This is a genomic window from Jiangella gansuensis DSM 44835 (assembly GCF_000515395.1).
GTDB lineage: Bacteria > Actinomycetota > Actinomycetes > Jiangellales > Jiangellaceae > Jiangella > Jiangella gansuensis.
Genome location: NZ_KI911782.1, coordinates 4,183,585 through 4,203,100, shown reverse-complemented (window position 1 = coordinate 4,203,100; position 19,516 = coordinate 4,183,585). Strand labels below are relative to the sequence as shown.

Below are 19,516 nucleotides of genomic sequence, written 5' to 3'. Positions count from 1 at the left end.
CCGGGCGCGGTCAGGTTCCGGGCGTGGGGTCGTCGGTGACCTTGCGCCAGACGTCGCCCTCGGCGCGCGACGCACCGGGAGCGCCGTCGGCCGGCGAGGCCGCATCGCGATCGCGGTCACCGTCGCCCGGCGCTGCGCCGGCGCCGTCGTCGCCGCTGTCGTCGTCCGGCGGGGTCTCGACGGAGGCGGTGCCCGCGGCAGGCAGCGGCTCCGAGCGGCCGGACGCGTCTCGCCGCTCCGGTTCCTGGGTGGCATCGCCTCCGCTGAGGAACTCGCGGACGCGCTGGCCGTAGGAGGCGGCCTTCTCGGGGTCGACGGGGAACGTGACGTCCTCGACGATGCGGGCCATGGCGTCGCGCACCCGGGACTGCCCGACGTTCGCCGCCGCGCCGCCGATGACCGAGCCGACCTGGTCCGACACCGACGACAGTGTGTCGCCGACCAGCTCGCGCAGCCCGGACTCGTGGGTCGGGCAGCGTGGCAGGACGGACCGTTCCGGACGCACCGGCCGCTGCCGGCGCCGCCATGCCGGATCGTGCAGGTAGTCGCGGCCCTCGACGGTGTAGCGGCAGATCAGCCCGGCGTCGGCCAGCGCGGTGAGGTCGGCGGCCATGAATGCCGCGGGGTGCTCGTCGATGCGCAGCGGCCAGAGCATGCCGTTCAGGACGGCCGGCTGGTCGACGGCGCGGCCGTCGTCGTCGAGGACGGCGGGCAGGTAGGCGTAGGTATACGCGGCCGTGAGCGGCAGCCCGGCGACGCGCTCGTCCTGGATGTCGCCGGCCTGGATGGTTCGAGGGCTCTGCGCCATGATCGGCTCCTGCGGGTCGGGCGACATGCCGGCGTGGTCCGCCGACACCCTCGAATCTACGCCAGGTTCGGCCGACAGGGACGGACAGCACTCCCGGTCCCGAATCGGTTCCGGCAGGGGCACCGAGGTTTACGCTGGCGAGGTGGGGCACTCTCTCCCGGCGGTGTCAAGGGGGCCATGATGAGTGGACAGGTCGTGCACTTCGAGATCCCGGCCGACGATCTCGACCGAGCAAGCGGGTTCTACCGAGCGGCGTTCGGCTGGAATCTCCAGCCGATGCCCGAGGTGAACTACATGATCGCGGGCACCACGCCGGCGGACGAGCAGGGCGTGCCGACGACTCCCGGCGCCATCAACGGCGGACTGTTCCGCCGTGGCGAGCCCGTGGACACGCCGATCATCACCATCGACGTCGACGACATCGACGCCGCGCTGGCCTCGGTGGAATCCCTCGGCGGCTCCATGGTCCATCCCAAGCAGGCCGTGCTCGACATGGGATTCGCCGCGTATTTCCGCGACACCGAAGGAAACGTGATCGGCCTCTGGCAGAACGCTGCCGCGGCGGGCTGAACCGCCGGTCAGCCCGCTGGCCGCGGCGCGGTGGCCGGCCACAGTCGGACCACGACGCGACGCGGCAGCGATCGCGAGCGGATGAGGCTCCGGCGCAGTCGGGCGGCGTCGCGCTCCAGCGTCGGCACCGGGTCGACGTGCGGACCGTATCGCGCCTGTTCGACGGCCCGGACCACCTCGTCGAGCAGCCGCCTCGATTCCGGGTCGAGACCGACGACGGCGACCAGGTGACGTGCCGTGGCTCGGGGGCTGGCGACGGCGGACCGCCCCACGCCGAGGTCGATCGCCGTCAGCCGCAGGTCGGCCCAGGCGGCTTCGGCTTCCAGTGCCGGGACACCGGCGGCGCGGCGCCAGCGCCGTCGGTGCCGATGCCACGACGATGCGGCCCGCAGCCCCAGCACCACCGCCACCAGCGCGGCGACGGCGGCACCCAGCCAGCGGCCCGCACGAGCGCCGTCGTCGGACAGATCCCACAGCGCGGCGGCGTCGTCGCTGCCCCGATCGGGATCCGGCGGGGTCGGCTGGAACGGGATCCAGCCGGTCCCCTCGAAATACAGCTCCGGCCAGGCGTGGGCGTCGTGCGCTGTGACGACGTAGCTGCCATCGGTCTGGCGTTCACCGGGCCGGAAGCCGACGGCGACCCGCGCGGGAATGCCGAGGCCGCGGGCGAGCACGGCCATCGCTGCCGCGTACTGCTCGCTGTGGCCGCGGCGGTCGCGCAGGAACGCCAGCACCGCCTCGGCCGAGCTGCCGGCGTCCGCCACGTCGCGGTCGACGACGAAACCGCCGCCTCGCCGCAGCCAACTCTGCAGCGCCAGGGCGCGGTCGAACCCGGTGCCGGCGGTCCCGGCGGCCTCGTCGAGATACCTGCCGAGGGTGTCACCGAGTCCTGCGGGCAGGTCGCGCATCGGATCGAGGTCCGCGCCCGGCTCCGGCGCGGCGCGCAGCCTGGCCGGGTCCACCTGCACGTCCACCGCCTCGACGTGGTAGCTCATGCCGCGCGGGTCGGCCTCGGGTGACACGACGTCGAGGGTGGCCGCGTCGTAGTACCACTCCCCTTCGATGGTCACGTACCGGGTCGGGTAAGGCACCGGGAGCGACCGCCACGGGTAGTCGTCGGTGATCGTGATGTCGAAGCCGAGCAGCGTCAGCTCCGTGGCGGAGCGCCCCGGCGGGTCCGGCAGCCCGACCTGGACCCGGCCGAAGATGCGCCCGCCGGCCGGGCTCCACCGGTGTCCGTCGAACCCGTCGTACACCGCCGCGCGTAGGTACGTCTCATGGTCCGACCACGGCGCGTACCGGATGACCGGGACGTCGTCGGAGTGCAGCAGGTTGCGGTGGAGATCGGCGAGCGGATCGTCGCGCAGGTCGGACGGACCGCTCCGCCACTCGTCAGCGGCTGCGGTGGGCGTGGCAACGGCGTCGAGAGTGTCGATGGCATCGATGGAGCCCAGGAGCAGCGCGGGAGCGACCACCGCCGCCACCGCCGGGCCCCGGATGCGCCGGCCGGTGCGGGCGAGTGCGGGCCGGGCCGCTGCCGACACTGGCCACCTCCCCCTACAGGGATGATGCCGCTGTCGTCCGTCCGCCTCATGCTATCGCCGCAGGTCCTACCCTGGGTCAATGGATGACGGCGACGACGTGGGTGGCGCCGGCCGCGGCGCCCAGCCGGACCGGCCGGCGACGGTCGAGGACGTGCACGAGCTGGCGCGGGCGATGCCGCATGTCACCGTCGTCGGCGGGACGGCGGGCAACCCCGTGTACCAGGTGGGCGGGAAGTCGTTCATCTTCTTCCGCAACCCGCGCCCCGACGCCGTCGACCCCGACACCGGCGAGCGGTACCGCGACGTCATCGTGTTCTGGATCGGGTCGGAGGCGGACAAGCAGGCGCTGATTCAGGACCCCACGACGCCGTTCTTCACCACGCCGCACTTCGACGGCCACCTCTCGGTGCTGGTGCGGGCGAGCCGGCTCGGCGAGCTCACCCACCAGGAGCTGGCCGAGCAGGTCCAGGACGCGTGGCTGGCCCGGGCGTCACCGCGCCGGGCAGCAGCCTGGCTCGACGCCCAACCGCCCCGCTGAACCCGGTGGGCGGGTGGCCGGCACGGAGTCCACAGTGGTCGCGTGCAGCCGAGACGAGGAGGAACCGCGTCGCGTGGGAGGACGCGTCGACCAGTCGGGGGTGCCGTGCCGTTACGTGGTGGCGGAGCTGGCTCCGGGGCACCTCTGCAGGATGACTGCGCCGACCTGGTCTACACCGCAAGGGCACGCTGATCTGGATGCCGGACCTGCGGGCATTGGCCCACGACGTCGCTCGCCTGCTGCGATCATCCGGTCACTTGGTGGTCCACGAGGCACATCCGGCCGTACCGCTGTGGACCTGGGCGACGAGCCGCGTATCCGGCGCCGAACCGTTCTGGCGATCCGACGGTGTCGACGCGGGCGGCCTGGCGCGGCCGGCTGCCGAACGCCTTCGGGCTGCTGGACCGCGCGGCTGGTGGGGTGCGGAAGCCGGCGCGGCTGGACGAGCCTGCATGAACGGGCGCCGAGAAGGCGGCTGACGCCGGAACTGGCCAATTGCCCTGTGGCCCGTCGGGCAGCACGCTTCGTCAGCGCGTCGGACGCGTAAGTCTCGTCGAGCTCCGGGCGGCCGGCACTGGTCAGCTACCCTGTCGCGTGCAGCCAGAGCCCCACCCTGAGAAGCGGTCCACTGGCCGACGTTGATTATCGAACCTGAGTTTGATAAATTGGCGTCAGCTGTTTTGAGACGGGCGTCTCTGTCGGGATGTCAGGTCTTTCACGGTCACCCACCAGGTGGTGAGGTGGTCGTCCGCCCCAGCCGGTCGGTCAATGCGGGTGGCGCGCTCACATGTCGAGCGCTCCCACGTTGTCACGGTGATCGGAGATGGGGTGTTCTGACGGTGTTCGGTAGGGCAGGTACCGGCAACGACGGTTCCGGGCAAGACCCGGCCGGTGATCCCGACGGAGGCGGCGGCCGTCGACCGGACCTGGAAGATCTCACCCAGCTGCCGCCCGGGCCGGAACTGGTCGCCGAGCTGGCCGGTATCGAGGTGGCCGGACTGCCGGCACATGATCTCGTGGTGCTGGCCGTGGCGTGGGAGCGACAGAAGGCCTACGCCGAGGCCCGCCAGCTCGCCGTGTTCGCCGCGCTGGCCGCCCAGCCCGAATACCAGCACTGCACCTACCCAGACACCGCCGGGGGAACGCATGAGCATCGCGCCGTGCAAGCCGCCGGCAGCGAGGTGTCCCTGGCGTTGGCCTGGTCACCCGGGCGCGCTGCCCACCGCGTCGCCACCGCGGTGGAGCTGGTCGAGGAACTGCCGACCACCCTGGACGCGCTGACGGCCGGACGGATCGACGCGGACAAGGCGCGACTGATCACCGAGCGCACCCGCTGCCTGCCCAACCCCGACACCCGCCGCAGCGTCGAAGCCGCCGTCCTCCCCGTCGCCGAACACAAAACCCGCACCGCCCTCGACACCGCCCTACGCCGCGCGGTCATCGCCGCCGACCCCACCGGCGCCGAACAACGCCACCGCGACGCCACCGACCGGCGCCGGGTCCAGCGACCCGAGCCCGCATCGCCGGGCGGAGACGACGGCATGGCCCAGCTCTACCTTTACGGGCCCGCCGAAGACCTCACCGCCCTCTGGACCGCCATCGACGCCGCCGCCCACCACGCCCGCACCCGCGCCCGCAAACACGGCGATCGACGCACCCTGGACCACCACCGCTTCGACACCCTCACCGGCCTGGGCTGGACCGCCCTCACCCTCGGCCACCTCGGCTGCTGCAACCCCACCTGCACAAGCCCCCGCGACGGCACCGGCACCGGCGGCAATCACGCTGGCACCAGCGACAGCTGCGGCACCAGCCACGCCGACACGCGCGGCAGCCACGACGACCACCGCTCCAGCGCGGCTCACGGCCCCCAGAACGCTCACAGCGACAGCGTGCTCCGGCTGGGAAAGCGACGCGGCCGAGCCGCCACCGTCCTGGTCACGGTCCCCATCACCGCACTCGCAGGCGCAGACGACCAACCCGCCCACCTCCACGGCTACGGCCCCATCACCGCCACCACCGCCCGCCGCATCACCGCCGACGCCACCCTGCGCCGCCTACTCACCGACCCCGCGACCGGCGAAGCCCTCGAATACGGACACACCACCTATGCCCCGCCGGCCGCGCTGGCCGCGTTCGTCGTCGCCCGCGACACCACCTGCCGCTTCCCCACCTGCGCCCGACCCGGCACCGACACCGACATCGACCACGTGATCCCGTATCACCAAGGCGGCACCACCGGCGCAGCCAACACCTGGCTCCTGCACCGCACCCATCACCTCGACCGGACGCATCACGGGCACACCATCCACACCCACAGCGACGGCACCAGATCCTGGACCACCCCCGCCGGATTCACCTACCCCGCCGAACCCGAGGCCGTCGGCCCCGTCGCCGGAACGCAAGCCCCACCCGAACCCCCACCCTTCTGACCCGCACGCCCTGCGAAGAAGGCAGTCACCCGCGCAGGGCGAGGCCGCGCGTCGTGACCCGCTCGCGCGGCACCGGGCGCCGAACCAGGGCGCCGGTCAGACGGAGGCGCAGAACCCGGGATTGGGAGGGGTCAGGGCCAGGCCTGCCGGCCCTGAGCCACCGCCGCGCGGACGGCGTCGAGTTGCTCGCGCACCCGGACCGGCGCGGTGCCACCTCGGGCCGAGCGCGAAGCGAGCGAGCCCGGCACGCTCAGCACCGACCGCACCTGCGGCGTCAACGACGGCGAGATGCCGGCGAGGTCGTCGTCCGACAGGTCCCACAGCTCGATGCCTCGCGACTCGCACTCCCGGACGCACGCCCCGGCGATCTCATGCGCGGACCGGAACGGCACACCCTGCCGGACCAGCCATTCGGCCACATCCGTGGCCAGCGAGAATCCCTGCGGCGCCAAGGCCTCCAGCCGCGCGGTGTCGAACGTCAGCGTCGCCACCATGCCGGTGAACGCCGGCAGCAGCAGCATCAGGGTGTCCAAGGAGTCGAAGACCGGCTCCTTGTCCTCCTGGAGGTCCCGGTTGTAGGCCAGCGGCAGCGCCTTGAGCGTGGTCATGAGGCCGGTGAGGTTGCCGACCAGCCGACCGGCCTTCCCGCGGGCCAGCTCGGCGATGTCGGGGTTCTTCTTCTGCGGCATGATCGACGAACCGGTCGACCACGCGTCGTCGAGGGTGACGAAGGAGAACTCCTTGGTCGCCCAGAGGATGATCTCCTCGGCGATCCGCGAGACGTCGACGCCGATCATCGCCAGCACGAACGCGGCCTCGGCGACGAAGTCCCGCGAGGCGGTGCCGTCGATGGAGTTCTCCGCCGCCGCCGAGAACCCCAGGTACGTCGCGACGAACGACGGGTCCAGGCCCAGCGACGATCCCGCCAGCGCTCCGGAACCGTACGGCGACACGTCGGTGCGGCGGTCCCAGTCGCGCAGCCGGTCGACGTCGCGCAGCAGCGCCCACGCGTGTGCCAGCAGGTGGTGCGACAGCAGCACCGGCTGGGCGTGCTGCAGGTGGGTGCGGCCCGGCATGGCCACCTCGAGGTGTTCCGACGCCTGCGCCACCAGGACGTCGACCAGGTCCAGCACCAGGTCGGACACCGTCCGGGCCGACTCGCGCAGATACATCCGGAACAGCGTCGCCACCTGGTCGTTGCGCGACCGGCCGGCTCGCAGCTTGCCGCCGAGGTCCGGCCCGACCCGCTCGATCAGGCCCCGCTCCAACGCGGTGTGCACGTCCTCGTCGCCCGGCGCCGGCTGGAAGTCACCGGAGGCGACGTCGTCGGCCAGCTGGTCCAGTCCGGCCAGCATGGCCGCCAACTCCGCGTCGGTCAGCAGGCCGGCCTGGTTGAGCACGGTGGCGTGCGCCCGCGACCCGGCGATGTCCTGTGGCGCCAGCCGCCAGTCGAAGTGGGTCGACTTCGACAGGGCTGCCAGAGCGTCGGCAGGCCCGCCGTCGAACCGGCCGCCCCACAATGCGCTGTTGCTCACTCGTCCTCCGCTGTGTCGTTCGTGGTCAGCTCTGGTGCGCCGGGGCGGGCACGTTGCCCTCGGCGAGGGCGAGGAACCAGGCCGCTACCTGCTCCCCGCCGGCCGGGTCGGTGGAGATGACGAGGACGGTGTCGTCACCCGCGATGGTGCCCAGGATGTCCGCGCGGCTGGCGTGATCGATCGCCGACGCGAGGTACTGCGCCGCACCGGGCGGCGTGCGCAGCACGACCAGGTTCGCCGACGACCGCGCCGACACGAGGATCTCCTCGCAGACCCGGATCAGGCGGGCGTCGACGGCGCCTTCCTCTGCCGCGCGGGGGCGCATGTCGCCGCCCTCTCCGGGCAGCGCGTACACCAGCCAGCCCTGGGCGTTGCGGATCTTGACCGCGCCGAGCTCGTCGAGGTCACGCGAGAGTGTGCCCTGGGTGACGTCGATGCCGCTCTCGCCCAGCCGCACGGACAGCTCCGACTGCGACCGGATCGGGTTCTGCGCGAGGATCTCCGCGATCCGGCTGTGCCGGGCCGCGCGAGTGGCAGGTTGTGTCATGCCATCGCCTCCTGTGAAAGCAGCCAGGTCAGCAGTGCCTTCTGCGCGTGCAGCCGGTTCTCCGCCTCGTCCCAGACCGCGCTGGCCGGGCCGTCCATCACCGCCGCGGCGATCTCCTTGCCGCGGTATGCGGGCAGGCAGTGCAGCACGATGGCCTCGCGCGCGGCGGCATCGACGGCGGCCTGGGTGAGCGCGTACGGGACGAACGGCTGCTCGCGACTCTGCCCCTCCGCTTCCTGGCCCATCGACACCCAGGTGTCCGTGGCCAGGACGTCGGCGCCGGCGAAGGCGTCGGCAGGGTCGGTGACGTGCGCGACGGAGCCGCCGGTTCCGGACGCGATCTCCGCGGCCCGCCGCAACACGTCGGGGTCCGGCGCATAGTCGCCCGGTGACGCCACCCGCACGTGCATGCCGACACTGGCGCCCGCCAGCAGGTAGGAGTGCGCCATGTTGTTGGCACCGTCGCCGGCGTAGGTGAGTGTGAGGCCGGCCAGGACGCCCTTGCGTTCGCGGACGGTCTGCAGGTCGGCCAGCAGCTGACAGGGGTGGAACTCGTCGGTGAGGGCGTTCACGACGGGGACGGCGGACGCCGCGGCCATCTCGGCCAGCCGGGTCTGCGCGAACGTCCGCCACACGATGGCTTCACACTGCCGGTCCAGCACCCGGGCGGTGTCGGCGATCGGCTCGCCCCGGCCCAGCTGCGACGTCTGCGCGTCGATGACCAGCGGGTAGCCGCCCAGCTCGGCGATGCCGACGCTGAAGGACACCCGGGTGCGGGTGGAGGGTTTGTCGAAGATGACGGCGACGGCCTTCGGCCCCTCGAGCGGCCGGTAGGCGAACCGGTCCGCCTTGAGCTCGTCGGCCATGTCCAGCACCTGGTGGTACTCGGCCGGGGACAGGTCGTCGTCGCGGAGGAAATGCCGGGTCATGGTGTCTCCTTGCCGTCGGCGACGGCGTCCAGCACCGCGGGCAGCGCGGCGAGGAACTCGTCGGCCTGTGCGGTGTCGAGGATGAGCGGCGGTGCCAGCCGCACGGTGTCGGGCGCGACCGGGTTGACGATGAATCCGGCCGCGAGCGCTTCCCCGGCCGCCTGCGCGGCCAGTGGGGCGGCCATCTGGATGCCGAGCAGCAGCCCGCGCCCGCGCACCCCTTGCACCAGGGGGTGGCCCAGCCCGAGGACACCGGCACGCAGGTGCGCGCCAACGCTGCGCACGTTCTCCAGCAGCCCGTCGCGTTCGATGGCGTGCAGCACGGCCAGCCCTGCCGCCGCGGCGACCGGGTTGCCGCCGAACGTGGTGCCGTGTGTGCCGGGTCCGAGCAGGTCGGCGGCCCGGCCCAGGCCGATACAGGCGCCGATCGGGATGCCGCCGCCCAAGCCCTTGGCGACGGTGACGACGTCGGGGGTGATGCCCTCGGCGGCGTGGGCGAACCAGTCGCCCGTGCGGCCGACCCCGGTCTGGATCTCGTCGACGACCAGCAGCGCACCGTGCCGGGCAGTGATCTCGCGCGCGGCCGCCAGGTAGCCGGTCGGTGCCGGCAGCACCCCGCCCTCGCCCTGGACCGGTTCGAGGAACACCGCCGCGGTGTCACCGTCGACGGCCGCCTCCAGCGCCTCGGCGTCACCGAACGGCACGAACGACACCCCCGCCGGCAGCGGCTCGAACGGCTCCCGGATGGTCGGCTTCCCGGTCAGCGCCAGCGCGCCCATGGTGCGGCCGTGGAACCCGCCCTCGGTGGCGACGATGTTCGGCCGGCCGGTCCGGCGGGCGATCTTGAACGCCGCCTCGTTGGCCTCGGTGCCGGAGTTGGCGAAGAACACCCGGCCCTGCTGGCCGCCGGCCAGGCCCGGAGCACCCGGCGCACCGAGCAGTTCCAGCAGTCGCTCGGCCAGCGCCACCTGCGGCGCCGTGGCGAAGAAGTTGGAGACGTGCCCGAGGGTGGCCAGCTGCGCGGTGACGGTGGACACCAGCAGCGGATGCGCGTGGCCCAGCGCGTTCACCGCGAGCCCGCCGAGCAGGTCGAGGTAGCGACGGCCGTCGGCGTCCCACACGTAGCAGCCCTCGCCGCGCACCAGCACCCGCTGCGGGCTGCCGAAGGTGTTCATGAGCGAGCGCTCGTAGCGCGCCGTCCACGCCGCGTTGTTGCCCGCCGCGAGCGGGTCCTCGTCGAAACCCGGCAACTGAGCCAGCTGCCCGGACGCTTCGGCCTGGTACGTCATGGCGCCACTACCTTTTCCCCTTGGTGTGACTCGCCGCCCACTGCGGCCCCTCGGCCGGCGCCCGGGACGACCATCGTTCCCACGCCCTCATCGGTGAAGACCTCCAACAGCAGCGAGTTCGGCACCCGGCCGTCGATGATGGTCGCCTCCGGCACGCCGCCCTCGACCGCGCGCAGGCACGCCTGCATCTTCGGGATCATGCCGGCCGACAGCGACGGCAGCAGCGTCTCGAGCTCGCCGGCGGCGATCTCCTGCACGATCTCGGTGTCCACCGGGTAGTTGCGGTAGAGGCCCTCGACGTCGGTGAGGACCACCAGCTTCTCCGCGCCCAGCTCGACGGCCAGCGCGGCCGCGGCAGTGTCGGCGTTGACGTTGTGCACCACGCCGTCCGGGTCCGGCGCGACCGACGACACCACCGGGATGCGCCCCGCGTCGATGAGATCAAGAACCGCCCCGGCGTCGACCTCAGCCACGTCGCCGACCAGCCCGATGTCGACCTGCTCGCCGTCGACCACGGCCGACTGCCGGCGCGCGGTGAACAGCCCGGCGTCCTCACCGGACAGCCCTACCGCCAGTGGCCCGTGCGCGTTCATCAGACCGACGATCTCACGTCCGACCTGCCCGACGAGCACCATCCGCACGACGTCCATGGCCTCGGGTGTGGTGACCCGCAGCCCGCCGCGGAACTCGCTCTCGATGCCCAGGCGCCCGAGCATGGCGGTGATCTGCGGCCCGCCGCCGTGCACCACCACCGGCTTCAGCCCGGCCAGCCGCAGGAACACGATGTCCTTGGCGAAGGCCCGCTTGAGGCCGTCGTCGATCATGGCGTTGCCGCCGTACTTGACCACGACGATCTTGCTGTGGAACCGCTCCAGCCACGGCAGCGCCTCCACCAGCACGGCCGCCTTCGCCAACGCGCCGGTGGCGCCCCCCGTCTCGTTCTCCGTCTGTGTCATGCCGCCGCTCATGTCGAGTACGCCGAGTTCTCGTGCACGTAGTCGTGCGTGAGATCGCTGGTGAGGATGGTCGCGGTCCGCTCCCCCGCGTTGAGGTCCACCAGCACGTGTACGTCGCGGCCGGTGAGGTCGACCGCGCTGGACGGCTCGCCCAGCTGGGTGCCACCGGCGCGGCAGACCGTGACGCCGTTCATCGCGATGTCGATCTTGTCCGGCTCGAACGTGGCCCTTGTGGTGCCGACGGCGGCGAGCACCCGGCCCCAGTTCGGGTCGTTGCCGAAGACCGCGGCCTTGAACAGGTTGCTGCGCGACACCGCCCGGGCGACCTCGACGGCGTCGGCCTCGGTGGCCGCGCCGGTCACCTCGATCTTGATGTCGTGGTGCGCGCCCTCCGCGTCGTGCCACAGCTGTTCGGCAAGGTCGGCGCAGACGGCGGTGACCGCGGCCGTCAGCTCGTCGAGGTCCGCCCGGACCGCGGAGGCGCCGCTGGACAGCAGGGCGACGGTGTCGTTGGTGGACATGCAGCCGTCGGTGTCGAGCCGGTCGAACGTCCGGGCCGTGGCCGCCCGCAGCGCGGCGTCCAGATCGGTGGCGTCGGCGACCGCGTCGGTGGTGATGACCACCAGCATGGTCGCCAGCGCCGGTGCGAGCATGCCCGCGCCCTTCGCCATGCCGCCGACCACCCAGCCGTCACCAGCGGCGACGGACTCCTTGCGGACCGTGTCGGTGGTCATGATCGCCTGTGCTGCCGCTGACCCGCCGTCGGCGGCCAGGGCCTCGGCCGCGGCCCGGATACCCGCCTCGAGGATCTCCCGGTCCAGCGGCTGGCCGATCAGCCCGGTGGAGCAGACGGCGACGTCGAACGCCTGGCCGCCGATCAGCTCGGCCACCAGCTCGGCGCTGGCGTGCGTGGTCTGGAATCCCTCGGGGCCGTTGTAGCAGTTGGCGCCGCCGGAGTTCAGAACGACGGCCGACAGCTTCCCGTCGACGATGGTGCGCTCGCTCCACAGCACGGGGTTCGCCTTGCACCGGTTGGACGTGAAGACGGCGGCGGCATCGTGCCGGGGACCGTCGTTGACGACGAGGGCGACGTCCGGCTTGCCGCTGGGCTTGAGCCCGGCAGCGACGCCGGCGGCCCGGAACCCGGCGGCCGCGGTGACGCTCACGGCGCCACCCCCGTCACCGGCAGGCCGAGTGTCTCCGGCAACCCCAGCGCCAGGTTGGCCGACTGCACGGCCGCCCCCGCGGTGCCCTTGGTGAGGTTGTCGACGGCCGCGATCGTGACCACCCGGCCGGCCGCCTCGTCGACGGTGACCTGCACATGCGCGGTGTTGGCGCCGAGAACGGCGGCGGTGGTGGGCCACTGCCCCTCGGGCAGCAGGTGCACGAACGGCTCGTCGGCGTAGGCCTGCTCCCACGCGGCCCGGACGCCGGCGGCGTCGCCGGTCAGCTTCGCCGTCACGGTGGCGAGGATGCCGCGGCTCATCGGCACCAGGGACGGGGTGAACGACAGACTGACGTCGGCACCGGCGGCAAGCCGCAGGTTCTGCTGGATCTCCGGGATGTGCCGGTGCACACCGCCGACGGCGTACGGGCTGGCCGCGCCCATGATCTCGCTTGCGAGCAGGTGCGGCTTCACCGACTTCCCGGCACCGGACGTGCCGCAGGCCAGCACGGCGACGACGTCGTCGGGCGCGACCACGCCGGCGGCCAGGCCCGGCGCCAGCGCGAGCGTCACGGCGGTCACGTTGCAACCGGGGACGGCGATCCGAGTGGCTCCGGGCAGGGCGTCGCGCTGCTTGCCGCCGCCCGCGAGTACCAGCTCGGGCAGGCCGTACGGCCAGCTGCCGGCGTGCTCGGTGCCGTAGAAGCGCCGCCACGCCGCCGCATCGGTGAGCCGGTGATCCGCGCCGCAGTCCAGCACCAGGGTGTCGGCGGGCAGCTGGGCGGCGATCTCGGCCGACGCCCCGTGCGGCAGCGCCAGGATCACCACGTCGTGACCGGCCAGGACCTCGGCCGTGGTGGGCTCCAAGGTGCGGCCGGCCAACTCCACGAGCTGCGGGTGGTGCGTGCCCAGACGCTCACCTGCCTTCGAATGCGCCGTTACCGCGCCGACGCCGAACTCGGGGTGCGCGAGCAGCAGGCGCAGCAGCTCACCCCCGGCGTAACCACTGGCACCCGCGATCGCGACTGTCGCTCCCATGCGAATGAGTATGCAGTGCGACGCAATTTCATGCAACCAAGACACCCCTAGGACAGAAACCCAGATGCACCCACGGGCGGCCACCCGGCAGGATGACGCGATGACCACGCCCCGTCTCGTCCCCGCCGCCGGAACCCGCGCACCATGGGAGTCGCTGCCCGCCGCCGTGCGGGCCGGCATCGAGGGCGTACTCGGCGCACCGGTCGTCGCCGCCGTGAACCAGAGCGGCGGCTTCTCCCCCGGCCTGGCCGCCCGCGTCCACTGCGCCGACGGCAGTCGCGCTTTCGTCAAAGCGGTCGGCACCTCGCTCAACCCCGATTCTCCGGGCATCCACCGAGCCGAGTCCGTGGTGGCGGCACGGATTCCGGCCGCCGCGCCGGTCCCCCGGCTGCGCGGCACCTACGACGACGGCGACTGGGTGGCGCTGGTCTTCGACGAGGTCGACGGCCGGATGCCGCACGAGCCGTGGCGCGCCGACGAGTTGCGGACGGTGGCGGACGCGGTGGTCGAGCTGTCACGGGCGCTGACGCCGTGCCCGTATCCGGATGCCCGCCCGGCCTCGGCCGCCCTCCGGGCCGAGATGCACTGCTACCGCGGGCTGGCCACGGACCCGCCGGCGGACCTCGACCCGTGGGAGCGCCGCCATCTGGGCCGGCTGGCCGACCTGGCGGCGTCGGCCCTGGACCACGTGGACGGCGACACGCTCGTCCACTTCGACCTGCGGGCCGACAACGTCCTGCTGTCCGGGTCGCGGGTCTGGTTCGTCGACTGGCCGTGGGCGTTCCGCGGCGCGGCCTGGCTCGACTCGGTGCTGCTGCAGATGAACGCCGCCTTCCATGGCCACGACCCCGAGCCGTACCTCGACGGCCATCCGCTGCTGGCCGGTGTGGACCCCGAGCACGTGACGGCGCTACTGGCCGGGGTGGCCGGGTTCTTCGGCGCGTACGCGCGGCGGCCGGCCCCACCCGGGCTGCCGACCCTGCGGGAATTCCAGCGCGCCCAGCACGTCACCACGCTGGACTGGGTGCGCCGCCGCACCGGCTGGCAGTGACACCGGCACGACCGCTCAGCGGGCGCGCACCAGGTCCGCCGGCACGATGCGCACCGCGAACGGCGCACCCAGCTCGGGCGGCTCTGTCAGCTCAGGGGGTCGTCGGGCCCGGCCAGGGACAGCCGCAGCGCCCGGGCATCGCGGGCCAGGATCTCCTCGCGCAGCGCCAGCAGCGATTCGGGGGTGTCGGTGCCGGCCCGGAAGAACCGCCCGGACAGCTCGTCGAGGCGGCCGTCGCCGATGGCGGCGACCAGGCCTACGACGTCGTCGGCGGCCGTCCACGACGTGCGGCCGGCATGCATGGGCATCGCCGTGGTCATGTCGGTCTCGACGTGGCCGGGCGAGACGTCGAACGCGGCGATCCCCCGCTCGCGGTATTGGACGTCCAGCATCGACGTGAAGCGCGCCAGCGCGCCCTTGGCCATGGCGTAGCCGGTGTAGTGGCCGGCCGAGCGGTAGCCCAGGCCGCTGTTCATGTTCACGATCCGGCCGCCGCCACCGGCCAGCATGAGCGGCAGCACCGCGTGGGTGACCAGCAGCGGGCCGCGCACGTTGACCTCGACGACGCGCCAGCTCTCCTCGACGGCGGTGTCGAGGAACGGCAGCTCCACCTGTTCGATGACACCGGCGTTGTTGACCAGCAGATCGATACGGTCGAGGTGGCCGGCGATCGCCTCGACCGCGGCGGCCACCTCCTCGTGGTCGGTGACGTCGGCGGTGACGCCGGCCGCGGCCACGCCGCGGTGCCGGCATTCGGCCACCACCGCGTCCAGGCTCTCCCGGTGCCGGGCGATCAGGCCGACCGCGACACCGCGGTCGGCCAGGCCCAACGCGAGCGCCCGGCCGATGCCTCGGCTGGCGCCGGTGACGAGTGCCGTCCGCCCGGCCGGGAGTGCCGCCGTCATCAGCTGCCTCGCAGCACGGCGCCGGTGCGCTCAGCGGCGGCCGCCACCGCGGCGTCGCGGGCCGCGGTGGTCTCCTCGACGGTGAGGGTGCGGTCCGGTGCCCGGAACCGCAGCGCGTAGGCCAGCGACTTCTTGCCCGCGCCGAGCTGCTCGCCGGTGAACACGTCGAACAGCCGCACCGACTCCAGCAGCTCGCCGGCGCCGGAGCGCAGCGCCTCCTCGACGGCGGCCGCCGGCACCGCCAGGTCGACGACCAGCGCGACGTCCTGCGTCGCCACCGGGAAGGTCGAGACCGACGGCGCCGGCACCGGCTCGTCGACCACGCCGGCGGGGAAGAACCGGTCCAACTCCAGCTCCATGGCCACGGTGCGCGGCGGCAGGCCGAGCGCGGCCACCACCCGCGGGTGCAGCTCGCCGGCATGCCCGACCAGGGTGTCGCCGGCGTACAGGGCCGCGCACCGGCCCGGGTGCCACGGTGCGTGCTCGTCACGTTCGACCCGCAGCGTCACGCCGGCCGCGTGCGCCACCACCCGAGCGGCCTCGACACCGTCGGCCCAGTTCACCGGGCGGGCCGGGCCCCACCAGCCGGCGGGCTCGCGGTCACCGGCGAGTGCGACGGCCACCCGGCGCGGCTGCGCCGGCACCGCGGCCAGCAGCCGGGCCAGCTCGTCGTCGGTGGGCCGCCGGTCGACCGGCAGCCGCGGCGGCACCGGCAGCCGCGGCGGCACCGGCAGCGGACCGGGCTCGGGCCGGAACACCAGTCCGGACTCGTACACCGCGACGTCCGTCGCGCCGCGGCCGACGTTGCGGCGCAGGGTCGCGAGCAGGCCCGGCAGCAGCGACGTGCGCAGCAGCGGCTGCTCCTCCGAGATCGGGTTGGCCAGCCGCAGCGCCCGGCGGCGGGGGTCGTCGGCGGGGAACCCGAGCGCGTCGAAGTCGGCCGCACCGACGAACGGGTACGACGGCGCCTCGACGTAACCGGCGGACGCGATCGCCCGCTCGATCCGCCGCCGCAGCCGCTGCCCGGCGGTGATGCCGCGCCCGGCCGGCGCGACCGGCAGCACCGACGGGACGGCGTCGTAGCCGTGCAGCCGCGCGACCTCCTCGACCAGGTCGTACGGGTCGGTGAGATCAGGACGCCAGGTCGGCGGGTGCACCGCGATCCGGCCCGCCCCGGCGTCGTCCACGCGGGCACCGACGGCGCTGAGCAGTGCCGTCACCTCGTGGGCCGGATAGTCCACGCCGGCCACCCGGGCCGGCAGCGTCACGTCGATCTCGATGGGCGACGGCGACGGCGCCGTGCCGACCACCGTCAGGCCCGGTTCCTGTGTCGCACCGCCCAGCTCGACCAGCAGGTCGGCCACGCGCTGCGCCGCGACCGCCGGCAGGGCCGGGTCGACGCCCCGCTCGAACCGCTTGGACGCCTCGCTGGGCAGCTTGTGCCGGCGAGCGGTGCGGGCGACCCCGGTGGGCTCGAAGGTGGCGGCCTCGATGACGACGGAGGTGGTGGCGCCGCTGAGCTCCGTGGTGCCGCCGCCCATGACGCCGGCCAGGCCGATCGGGCCGGAGTCGTCGGTGATGAGCAGGTCGTCGACGTCCAGGGTGCGCACGACGCCGTCGAGCGTCGTCAGCTTCTCGCCGTCCTCGGCCCGGCGCACGACGATCGGGCCGCGCAGCGCGTCGCGGTCGTAGCCGTGGATGGGCTGCCCGAGCTCGAGCATCACATAGTTGGTGACATCGACGGCCAGCGAGATGGGCCGCATCCCGGCCAGCTGGACCCGCCGCTGCAGCCAGCGCGGGCTGGGCGCGGACGGGTCGAAGCCGGTGACGGTACGGGCGGCGAAGACCGGGCACCGCGCGGTGTCCTCCACCCGCACCGGGTAGCCGTCGGCACCGGTCGACGCGATGTCGGCGCGCACCCCTGGGTCGCCGGGGTCGGCGTACGGGACCCCGAAAGCGGTGGCGGCTTCACGGGCCACGCCGCGGATGGACAGGCAGTAGCCGCGGTCCGGTGTGACGGCGATGTCCAGGACGTCGTCGCGCAGCTTCAGCAGCTCGATGGCGTCGTCGCCGGGCTCGGCCTCGTCCTGCTCCAGGACCAGGATGCCGGCGTGGTCGTCGCCCAGGCCCAGCTCCTTGGTGGAGCAGATCATGCCGTCGGACACGTGGCCGTACGTCTTGCGGGCGGCGATGGCGAAGCCGCCTGGCAACACGGCGCCGGGCAGTGAGACCACGACGAGGTCACCGGTGGCGAAGTTGTGCGCGCCGCAGACGATGCCGCGCGGCTCCGGCTCGCCGACGTCGACGGAGCACCAGCGGATGACCTTGCCGTTCTTCTGCGGCTCATCGGTGAACTCGACCACCCGGCCGACGACCAGCGGGCCGGTGATGTCGGCGCCGGCCTCTTCGACGGTCTCGACCTCCAGGCCGGCGCGGACCAGCCGGGCAGCGACCTCGCGGGCGGTGACGTCGCCGGGCAGCTCGGTGTACTCGCGCAGCCAGCTGAGGGGGACGCGCATCAGATCTCCATCCCGAAGGCCGCGGCGAAGCGGACGTCGCCCTCGACCATGTCGTGCATGTCCTCGATGCCGTGCCGGAACATCAGCGTGCGCTCCAGGCCCATGCCGAACGCGAAGCCGGTGTACCGCTCGGGGTCGACGCCGCAGGCGACCAGCACCCGCGGATTGACCATGCCGCAACCGCCCCACTCGATCCAGCCCTCGGAGCCGCAGGTACGGCACGGGTTGTCGGGGTCGCCGACGGACGCGCCGCGGCAGACGAAGCACTGCAGGTCCATCTCGGCGCTGGGCTCGGTGAACGGGAAGTACGACGGGCGCAGGCGGGTGGTGATGCCGGCGCCGAACATGGACGACGCGAAGTGGTCCAGTGTCCCCTTCAGATGGGCCATGGTCAGGCCTTCGTCGACGGCCAGCCCTTCGACCTGGCTGAACACCGGCGTGTGGGTGGCGTCGAGCTCGTCGGTGCGGAACGTGCGTCCCGGGCAGATGACGTAGATGGGCGGCTTGCGGGAGAGCATGGTGCGCGCCTGGACGGGCGACGTGTGCGTGCGCAGCACCAGCCCAGAGTCCTCGGACTCTACGAAGAACGTGTCCTGCATCGTGCGTGCCGGGTGGTCCGGGCCGATGTTGAGCGCGTCGAAGTTCAGCCACTCGGCCTCCACCTCGGGGCCCTCGGCGACCTCCCAGCCCATCGCCACGAACACGTCGGCGACCCGCTCCTGGATCGTGGTCAGCGGGTGCCGTGCCCCCTGTGCGGCGCGGTCCCACGGCAGCGTGACGTCGACGGCCTCCTCGACCAGGACCCGCTCGTCGCGCTCGGCCTCCAGCACCGCCTGCCGCGCCGCCAGCGCGTCGGCGACCTCACGACGCGCTGTGCCGACCCGCTGGCCGGCCTCCTTGCGGGCCTGCGGCGGCAGTGCGCCGATCTCACGGTTGGCCAGCGCCAGCGGAGAGCGGTCACCGGTGTGGGCGAGCCGGGCCTGCTTCAGCTGCTCCAGGTCGGCGGCCGCGGCGAACGCGGCCAGGGCGTCGGACACCATCCGCGCCACCTCGTCGGGGTCGAGGGGCGTCACCTGGACTGGGTCGTAGTCGCTGTTCGGCGCGGACATCTTCCTCGTCACTCAGGGCTGGGTTGCGGCTCACGGACGGCGGCTCACGCACCCCGGCGGGTGCGGGCGCACACGTCCGCGCGGCGCTGGCTCGGACAACCCGCGAGTCTACGACCCTGGGCGCATGTCGCGCACCATGCCCGCCCCGTCCACGTTGATCTTGGAGAAATCGCGACATCTCCGTCGGCGGATTCCATCGGTCGTAGCAACGCCTGGTGGAAGGTGTTGTCCGATGCCGAAGGTGTTCTCGTGTGAGGTGCGTGAGGAGTTCTTTGAGCTGTTGTGTGGCGGGTTGTCGGCGCAGGCGGCGGCGCGGGTGGTCGGCGTGTCGTCGTGGACTGGTGTGCTGTGGTGGCGAGCATCGGGGCTTGTGGACCTATCGATCCAGCCAGGCCGCCGCGGCGGACTGCCCGGCAGCGGGGCGGCAGCGGTTCCCGGTGTCACCGGCGGGCAGCAGCGGCCGCTGGCCCGGCAGCGTCGGGCGTTGAGCAGTCAGGACCGGGCGGTGATCGCGGCGCTGCTGCGTCAGGGACTGTCGTATGCCCAGATCGGCGCAGCGATCGGGCGGGACCAGTCGGTGA

At 73.0% G+C, this 19,516-nt stretch carries 17 protein-coding genes; 5 read left to right on the top strand and 12 right to left on the bottom strand.

All coding sequences use genetic code 11. The features are described 5' to 3' along the window. Positions 1-10: 10 nt before the first annotated feature. On the bottom strand, positions 11-808 hold the full coding sequence (locus JIAGA_RS33325; RefSeq protein ID WP_157553343.1) for a hypothetical protein: 798 nt from the start codon (positions 806-808) through the stop codon (positions 11-13). A 180-nt stretch (positions 809-988) separates the two neighbouring features. Between JIAGA_RS33325 and JIAGA_RS0119750 the strand changes: the two genes are divergently transcribed. After that, a complete protein-coding gene (locus JIAGA_RS0119750; protein WP_026877004.1) occupies positions 989-1,378 on the top strand; it encodes a VOC family protein in 390 nt (129 codons plus the stop codon). Positions 1,379-1,386: 8 nt separating this feature from the next. Here JIAGA_RS0119750 and JIAGA_RS33320 read toward each other — a convergent pair whose 3' ends face one another. Then, a complete protein-coding gene (locus JIAGA_RS33320; protein ID WP_026877003.1) occupies positions 1,387-2,922 on the bottom strand; it encodes a transglutaminase TgpA family protein in 1,536 nt (511 codons plus the stop codon). Positions 2,923-3,001: 79 nt separating this feature from the next. Here JIAGA_RS33320 and JIAGA_RS0119740 point away from each other — a divergent pair, with 79 nt between their 5' ends. Together JIAGA_RS0119740 and JIAGA_RS36005 are read left to right on the top strand one after the other, a co-directional pair. After that, positions 3,002-3,460, top strand: coding sequence for an MmcQ/YjbR family DNA-binding protein (locus JIAGA_RS0119740; protein WP_051426286.1), 459 nt, complete (start codon positions 3,002-3,004; stop codon positions 3,458-3,460). Between the two features lie 839 nt (positions 3,461-4,299). Further along, positions 4,300-5,892, top strand: a complete 1,593-nt coding sequence (locus tag JIAGA_RS36005; RefSeq protein WP_026877001.1) for an HNH endonuclease signature motif containing protein — start codon at positions 4,300-4,302, stop codon at positions 5,890-5,892. Positions 5,893-6,023: 131 nt separating this feature from the next. Here JIAGA_RS36005 and argH read toward each other — a convergent pair whose 3' ends face one another. From argH to argC, 7 genes are read right to left on the bottom strand one after another with little or no spacing between them, the layout of a single operon-like run. Next, positions 6,024-7,427 (bottom strand): argininosuccinate lyase, encoded by a 1,404-nt coding sequence (gene argH, locus JIAGA_RS0119725; RefSeq protein WP_026877000.1) that lies wholly within the window; start codon positions 7,425-7,427, stop codon positions 6,024-6,026. Positions 7,428-7,452: 25 nt separating this feature from the next. Then, on the bottom strand, positions 7,453-7,974 hold the full coding sequence (locus JIAGA_RS0119720; RefSeq protein WP_026876999.1) for an arginine repressor: 522 nt from the start codon (positions 7,972-7,974) through the stop codon (positions 7,453-7,455). Next, complete coding sequence (gene argF, locus JIAGA_RS0119715) at positions 7,971-8,903, bottom strand: ornithine carbamoyltransferase (RefSeq protein WP_026876998.1); 933 nt, start codon at positions 8,901-8,903, stop codon at positions 7,971-7,973. The genes JIAGA_RS0119720 and argF overlap by 4 nt, the downstream gene beginning before the upstream one ends. Next, positions 8,900-10,192, bottom strand: a complete 1,293-nt coding sequence (locus JIAGA_RS0119710) for an acetylornithine transaminase (RefSeq protein WP_084469814.1) — start codon at positions 10,190-10,192, stop codon at positions 8,900-8,902. Before JIAGA_RS0119710 ends, argF begins: the two co-directional genes overlap by 4 nt. Beyond that, positions 10,189-11,148: an acetylglutamate kinase gene (gene argB / locus JIAGA_RS31010; protein WP_051426701.1), complete on the bottom strand. Its 960-nt coding sequence runs from the start codon at positions 11,146-11,148 to the stop codon at positions 10,189-10,191. Before argB ends, JIAGA_RS0119710 begins: the two co-directional genes overlap by 4 nt. Before the next feature lie 8 nt (positions 11,149-11,156). Further along, on the bottom strand, positions 11,157-12,314 hold the full coding sequence (gene argJ / locus JIAGA_RS0119700; RefSeq protein WP_026876996.1) for a bifunctional glutamate N-acetyltransferase/amino-acid acetyltransferase ArgJ: 1,158 nt from the start codon (positions 12,312-12,314) through the stop codon (positions 11,157-11,159). After that, positions 12,311-13,351 carry an N-acetyl-gamma-glutamyl-phosphate reductase gene (gene argC, locus JIAGA_RS0119695; protein WP_035812741.1) on the bottom strand — a complete coding sequence of 347 codons (1,041 nt, stop codon included), beginning with the start codon at positions 13,349-13,351 and terminating at the stop codon, positions 12,311-12,313. Before argC ends, argJ begins: the two co-directional genes overlap by 4 nt. Positions 13,352-13,451: 100 nt before the next feature. Between argC and JIAGA_RS0119690 the strand changes: the two genes are divergently transcribed. Then, positions 13,452-14,402 carry an aminoglycoside phosphotransferase/kinase family protein gene (locus tag JIAGA_RS0119690; protein ID WP_026876994.1) on the top strand — a complete coding sequence of 317 codons (951 nt, stop codon included), beginning with the start codon at positions 13,452-13,454 and terminating at the stop codon, positions 14,400-14,402. Positions 14,403-14,488: 86 nt separating this feature from the next. Here the strand turns inward: JIAGA_RS0119690 and JIAGA_RS0119685 are convergent, their stop codons facing one another. The 3 genes from JIAGA_RS0119685 to pheS are packed head-to-tail and all read right to left on the bottom strand — an operon-like array spanning position 14,489 to position 18,935. Beyond that, on the bottom strand, positions 14,489-15,307 hold the full coding sequence (locus JIAGA_RS0119685; RefSeq protein WP_026876993.1) for an SDR family NAD(P)-dependent oxidoreductase: 819 nt from the start codon (positions 15,305-15,307) through the stop codon (positions 14,489-14,491). Continuing rightward, entirely contained in the window at positions 15,307-17,826 is a 2,520-nt protein-coding gene (pheT, locus tag JIAGA_RS0119680) for a phenylalanine--tRNA ligase subunit beta (protein ID WP_026876992.1), read from the bottom strand. The genes JIAGA_RS0119685 and pheT overlap by 1 nt, the downstream gene beginning before the upstream one ends. Continuing rightward, entirely contained in the window at positions 17,826-18,935 is a 1,110-nt protein-coding gene (gene pheS / locus JIAGA_RS0119675) for a phenylalanine--tRNA ligase subunit alpha (RefSeq protein ID WP_026876991.1), read from the bottom strand. Before pheS ends, pheT begins: the two co-directional genes overlap by 1 nt. Before the next feature lie 232 nt (positions 18,936-19,167). On the opposite strand from pheS, the gene JIAGA_RS31005 reads away from it, so the two are divergent. Beyond that, the coding region (locus JIAGA_RS31005; protein WP_035812739.1) for a helix-turn-helix domain-containing protein at positions 19,168-19,516 on the top strand (349 nt) is incomplete at its 3' end.

What these genes read in the sequence shown, in the direction of transcription:
- argF (WP_026876998.1), bottom strand. Translation starts at nt 8,903, where the DNA reads ATGACCCGGCATTTCCTCCGCGACGACGACCTGTCCCCGGCCGAGTAC.
- JIAGA_RS0119690 (WP_026876994.1), top strand. Translation starts at nt 13,452, where the DNA reads ATGACCACGCCCCGTCTCGTCCCCGCCGCCGGAACCCGCGCACCATGG.
- JIAGA_RS0119720 (WP_026876999.1), bottom strand. Translation starts at nt 7,974, where the DNA reads ATGACACAACCTGCCACTCGCGCGGCCCGGCACAGCCGGATCGCGGAG.
- JIAGA_RS0119750 (WP_026877004.1), top strand. Translation starts at nt 989, where the DNA reads ATGAGTGGACAGGTCGTGCACTTCGAGATCCCGGCCGACGATCTCGAC.
- argC (WP_035812741.1), bottom strand. Translation starts at nt 13,351, where the DNA reads ATGGGAGCGACAGTCGCGATCGCGGGTGCCAGTGGTTACGCCGGGGGT.
- pheT (WP_026876992.1), bottom strand. Translation starts at nt 17,826, where the DNA reads ATGCGCGTCCCCCTCAGCTGGCTGCGCGAGTACACCGAGCTGCCCGGC.
- JIAGA_RS33325 (WP_157553343.1), bottom strand. Translation starts at nt 808, where the DNA reads ATGGCGCAGAGCCCTCGAACCATCCAGGCCGGCGACATCCAGGACGAG.
- JIAGA_RS0119710 (WP_084469814.1), bottom strand. Translation starts at nt 10,192, where the DNA reads ATGACGTACCAGGCCGAAGCGTCCGGGCAGCTGGCTCAGTTGCCGGGT.
- JIAGA_RS0119685 (WP_026876993.1), bottom strand. Translation starts at nt 15,307, where the DNA reads ATGACGGCGGCACTCCCGGCCGGGCGGACGGCACTCGTCACCGGCGCC.
- pheS (WP_026876991.1), bottom strand. Translation starts at nt 18,935, where the DNA reads ATGTCCGCGCCGAACAGCGACTACGACCCAGTCCAGGTGACGCCCCTC.
- argB (WP_051426701.1), bottom strand. Translation starts at nt 11,148, where the DNA reads ATGACACAGACGGAGAACGAGACGGGGGGCGCCACCGGCGCGTTGGCG.
- JIAGA_RS0119740 (WP_051426286.1), top strand. Translation starts at nt 3,002, where the DNA reads ATGGATGACGGCGACGACGTGGGTGGCGCCGGCCGCGGCGCCCAGCCG.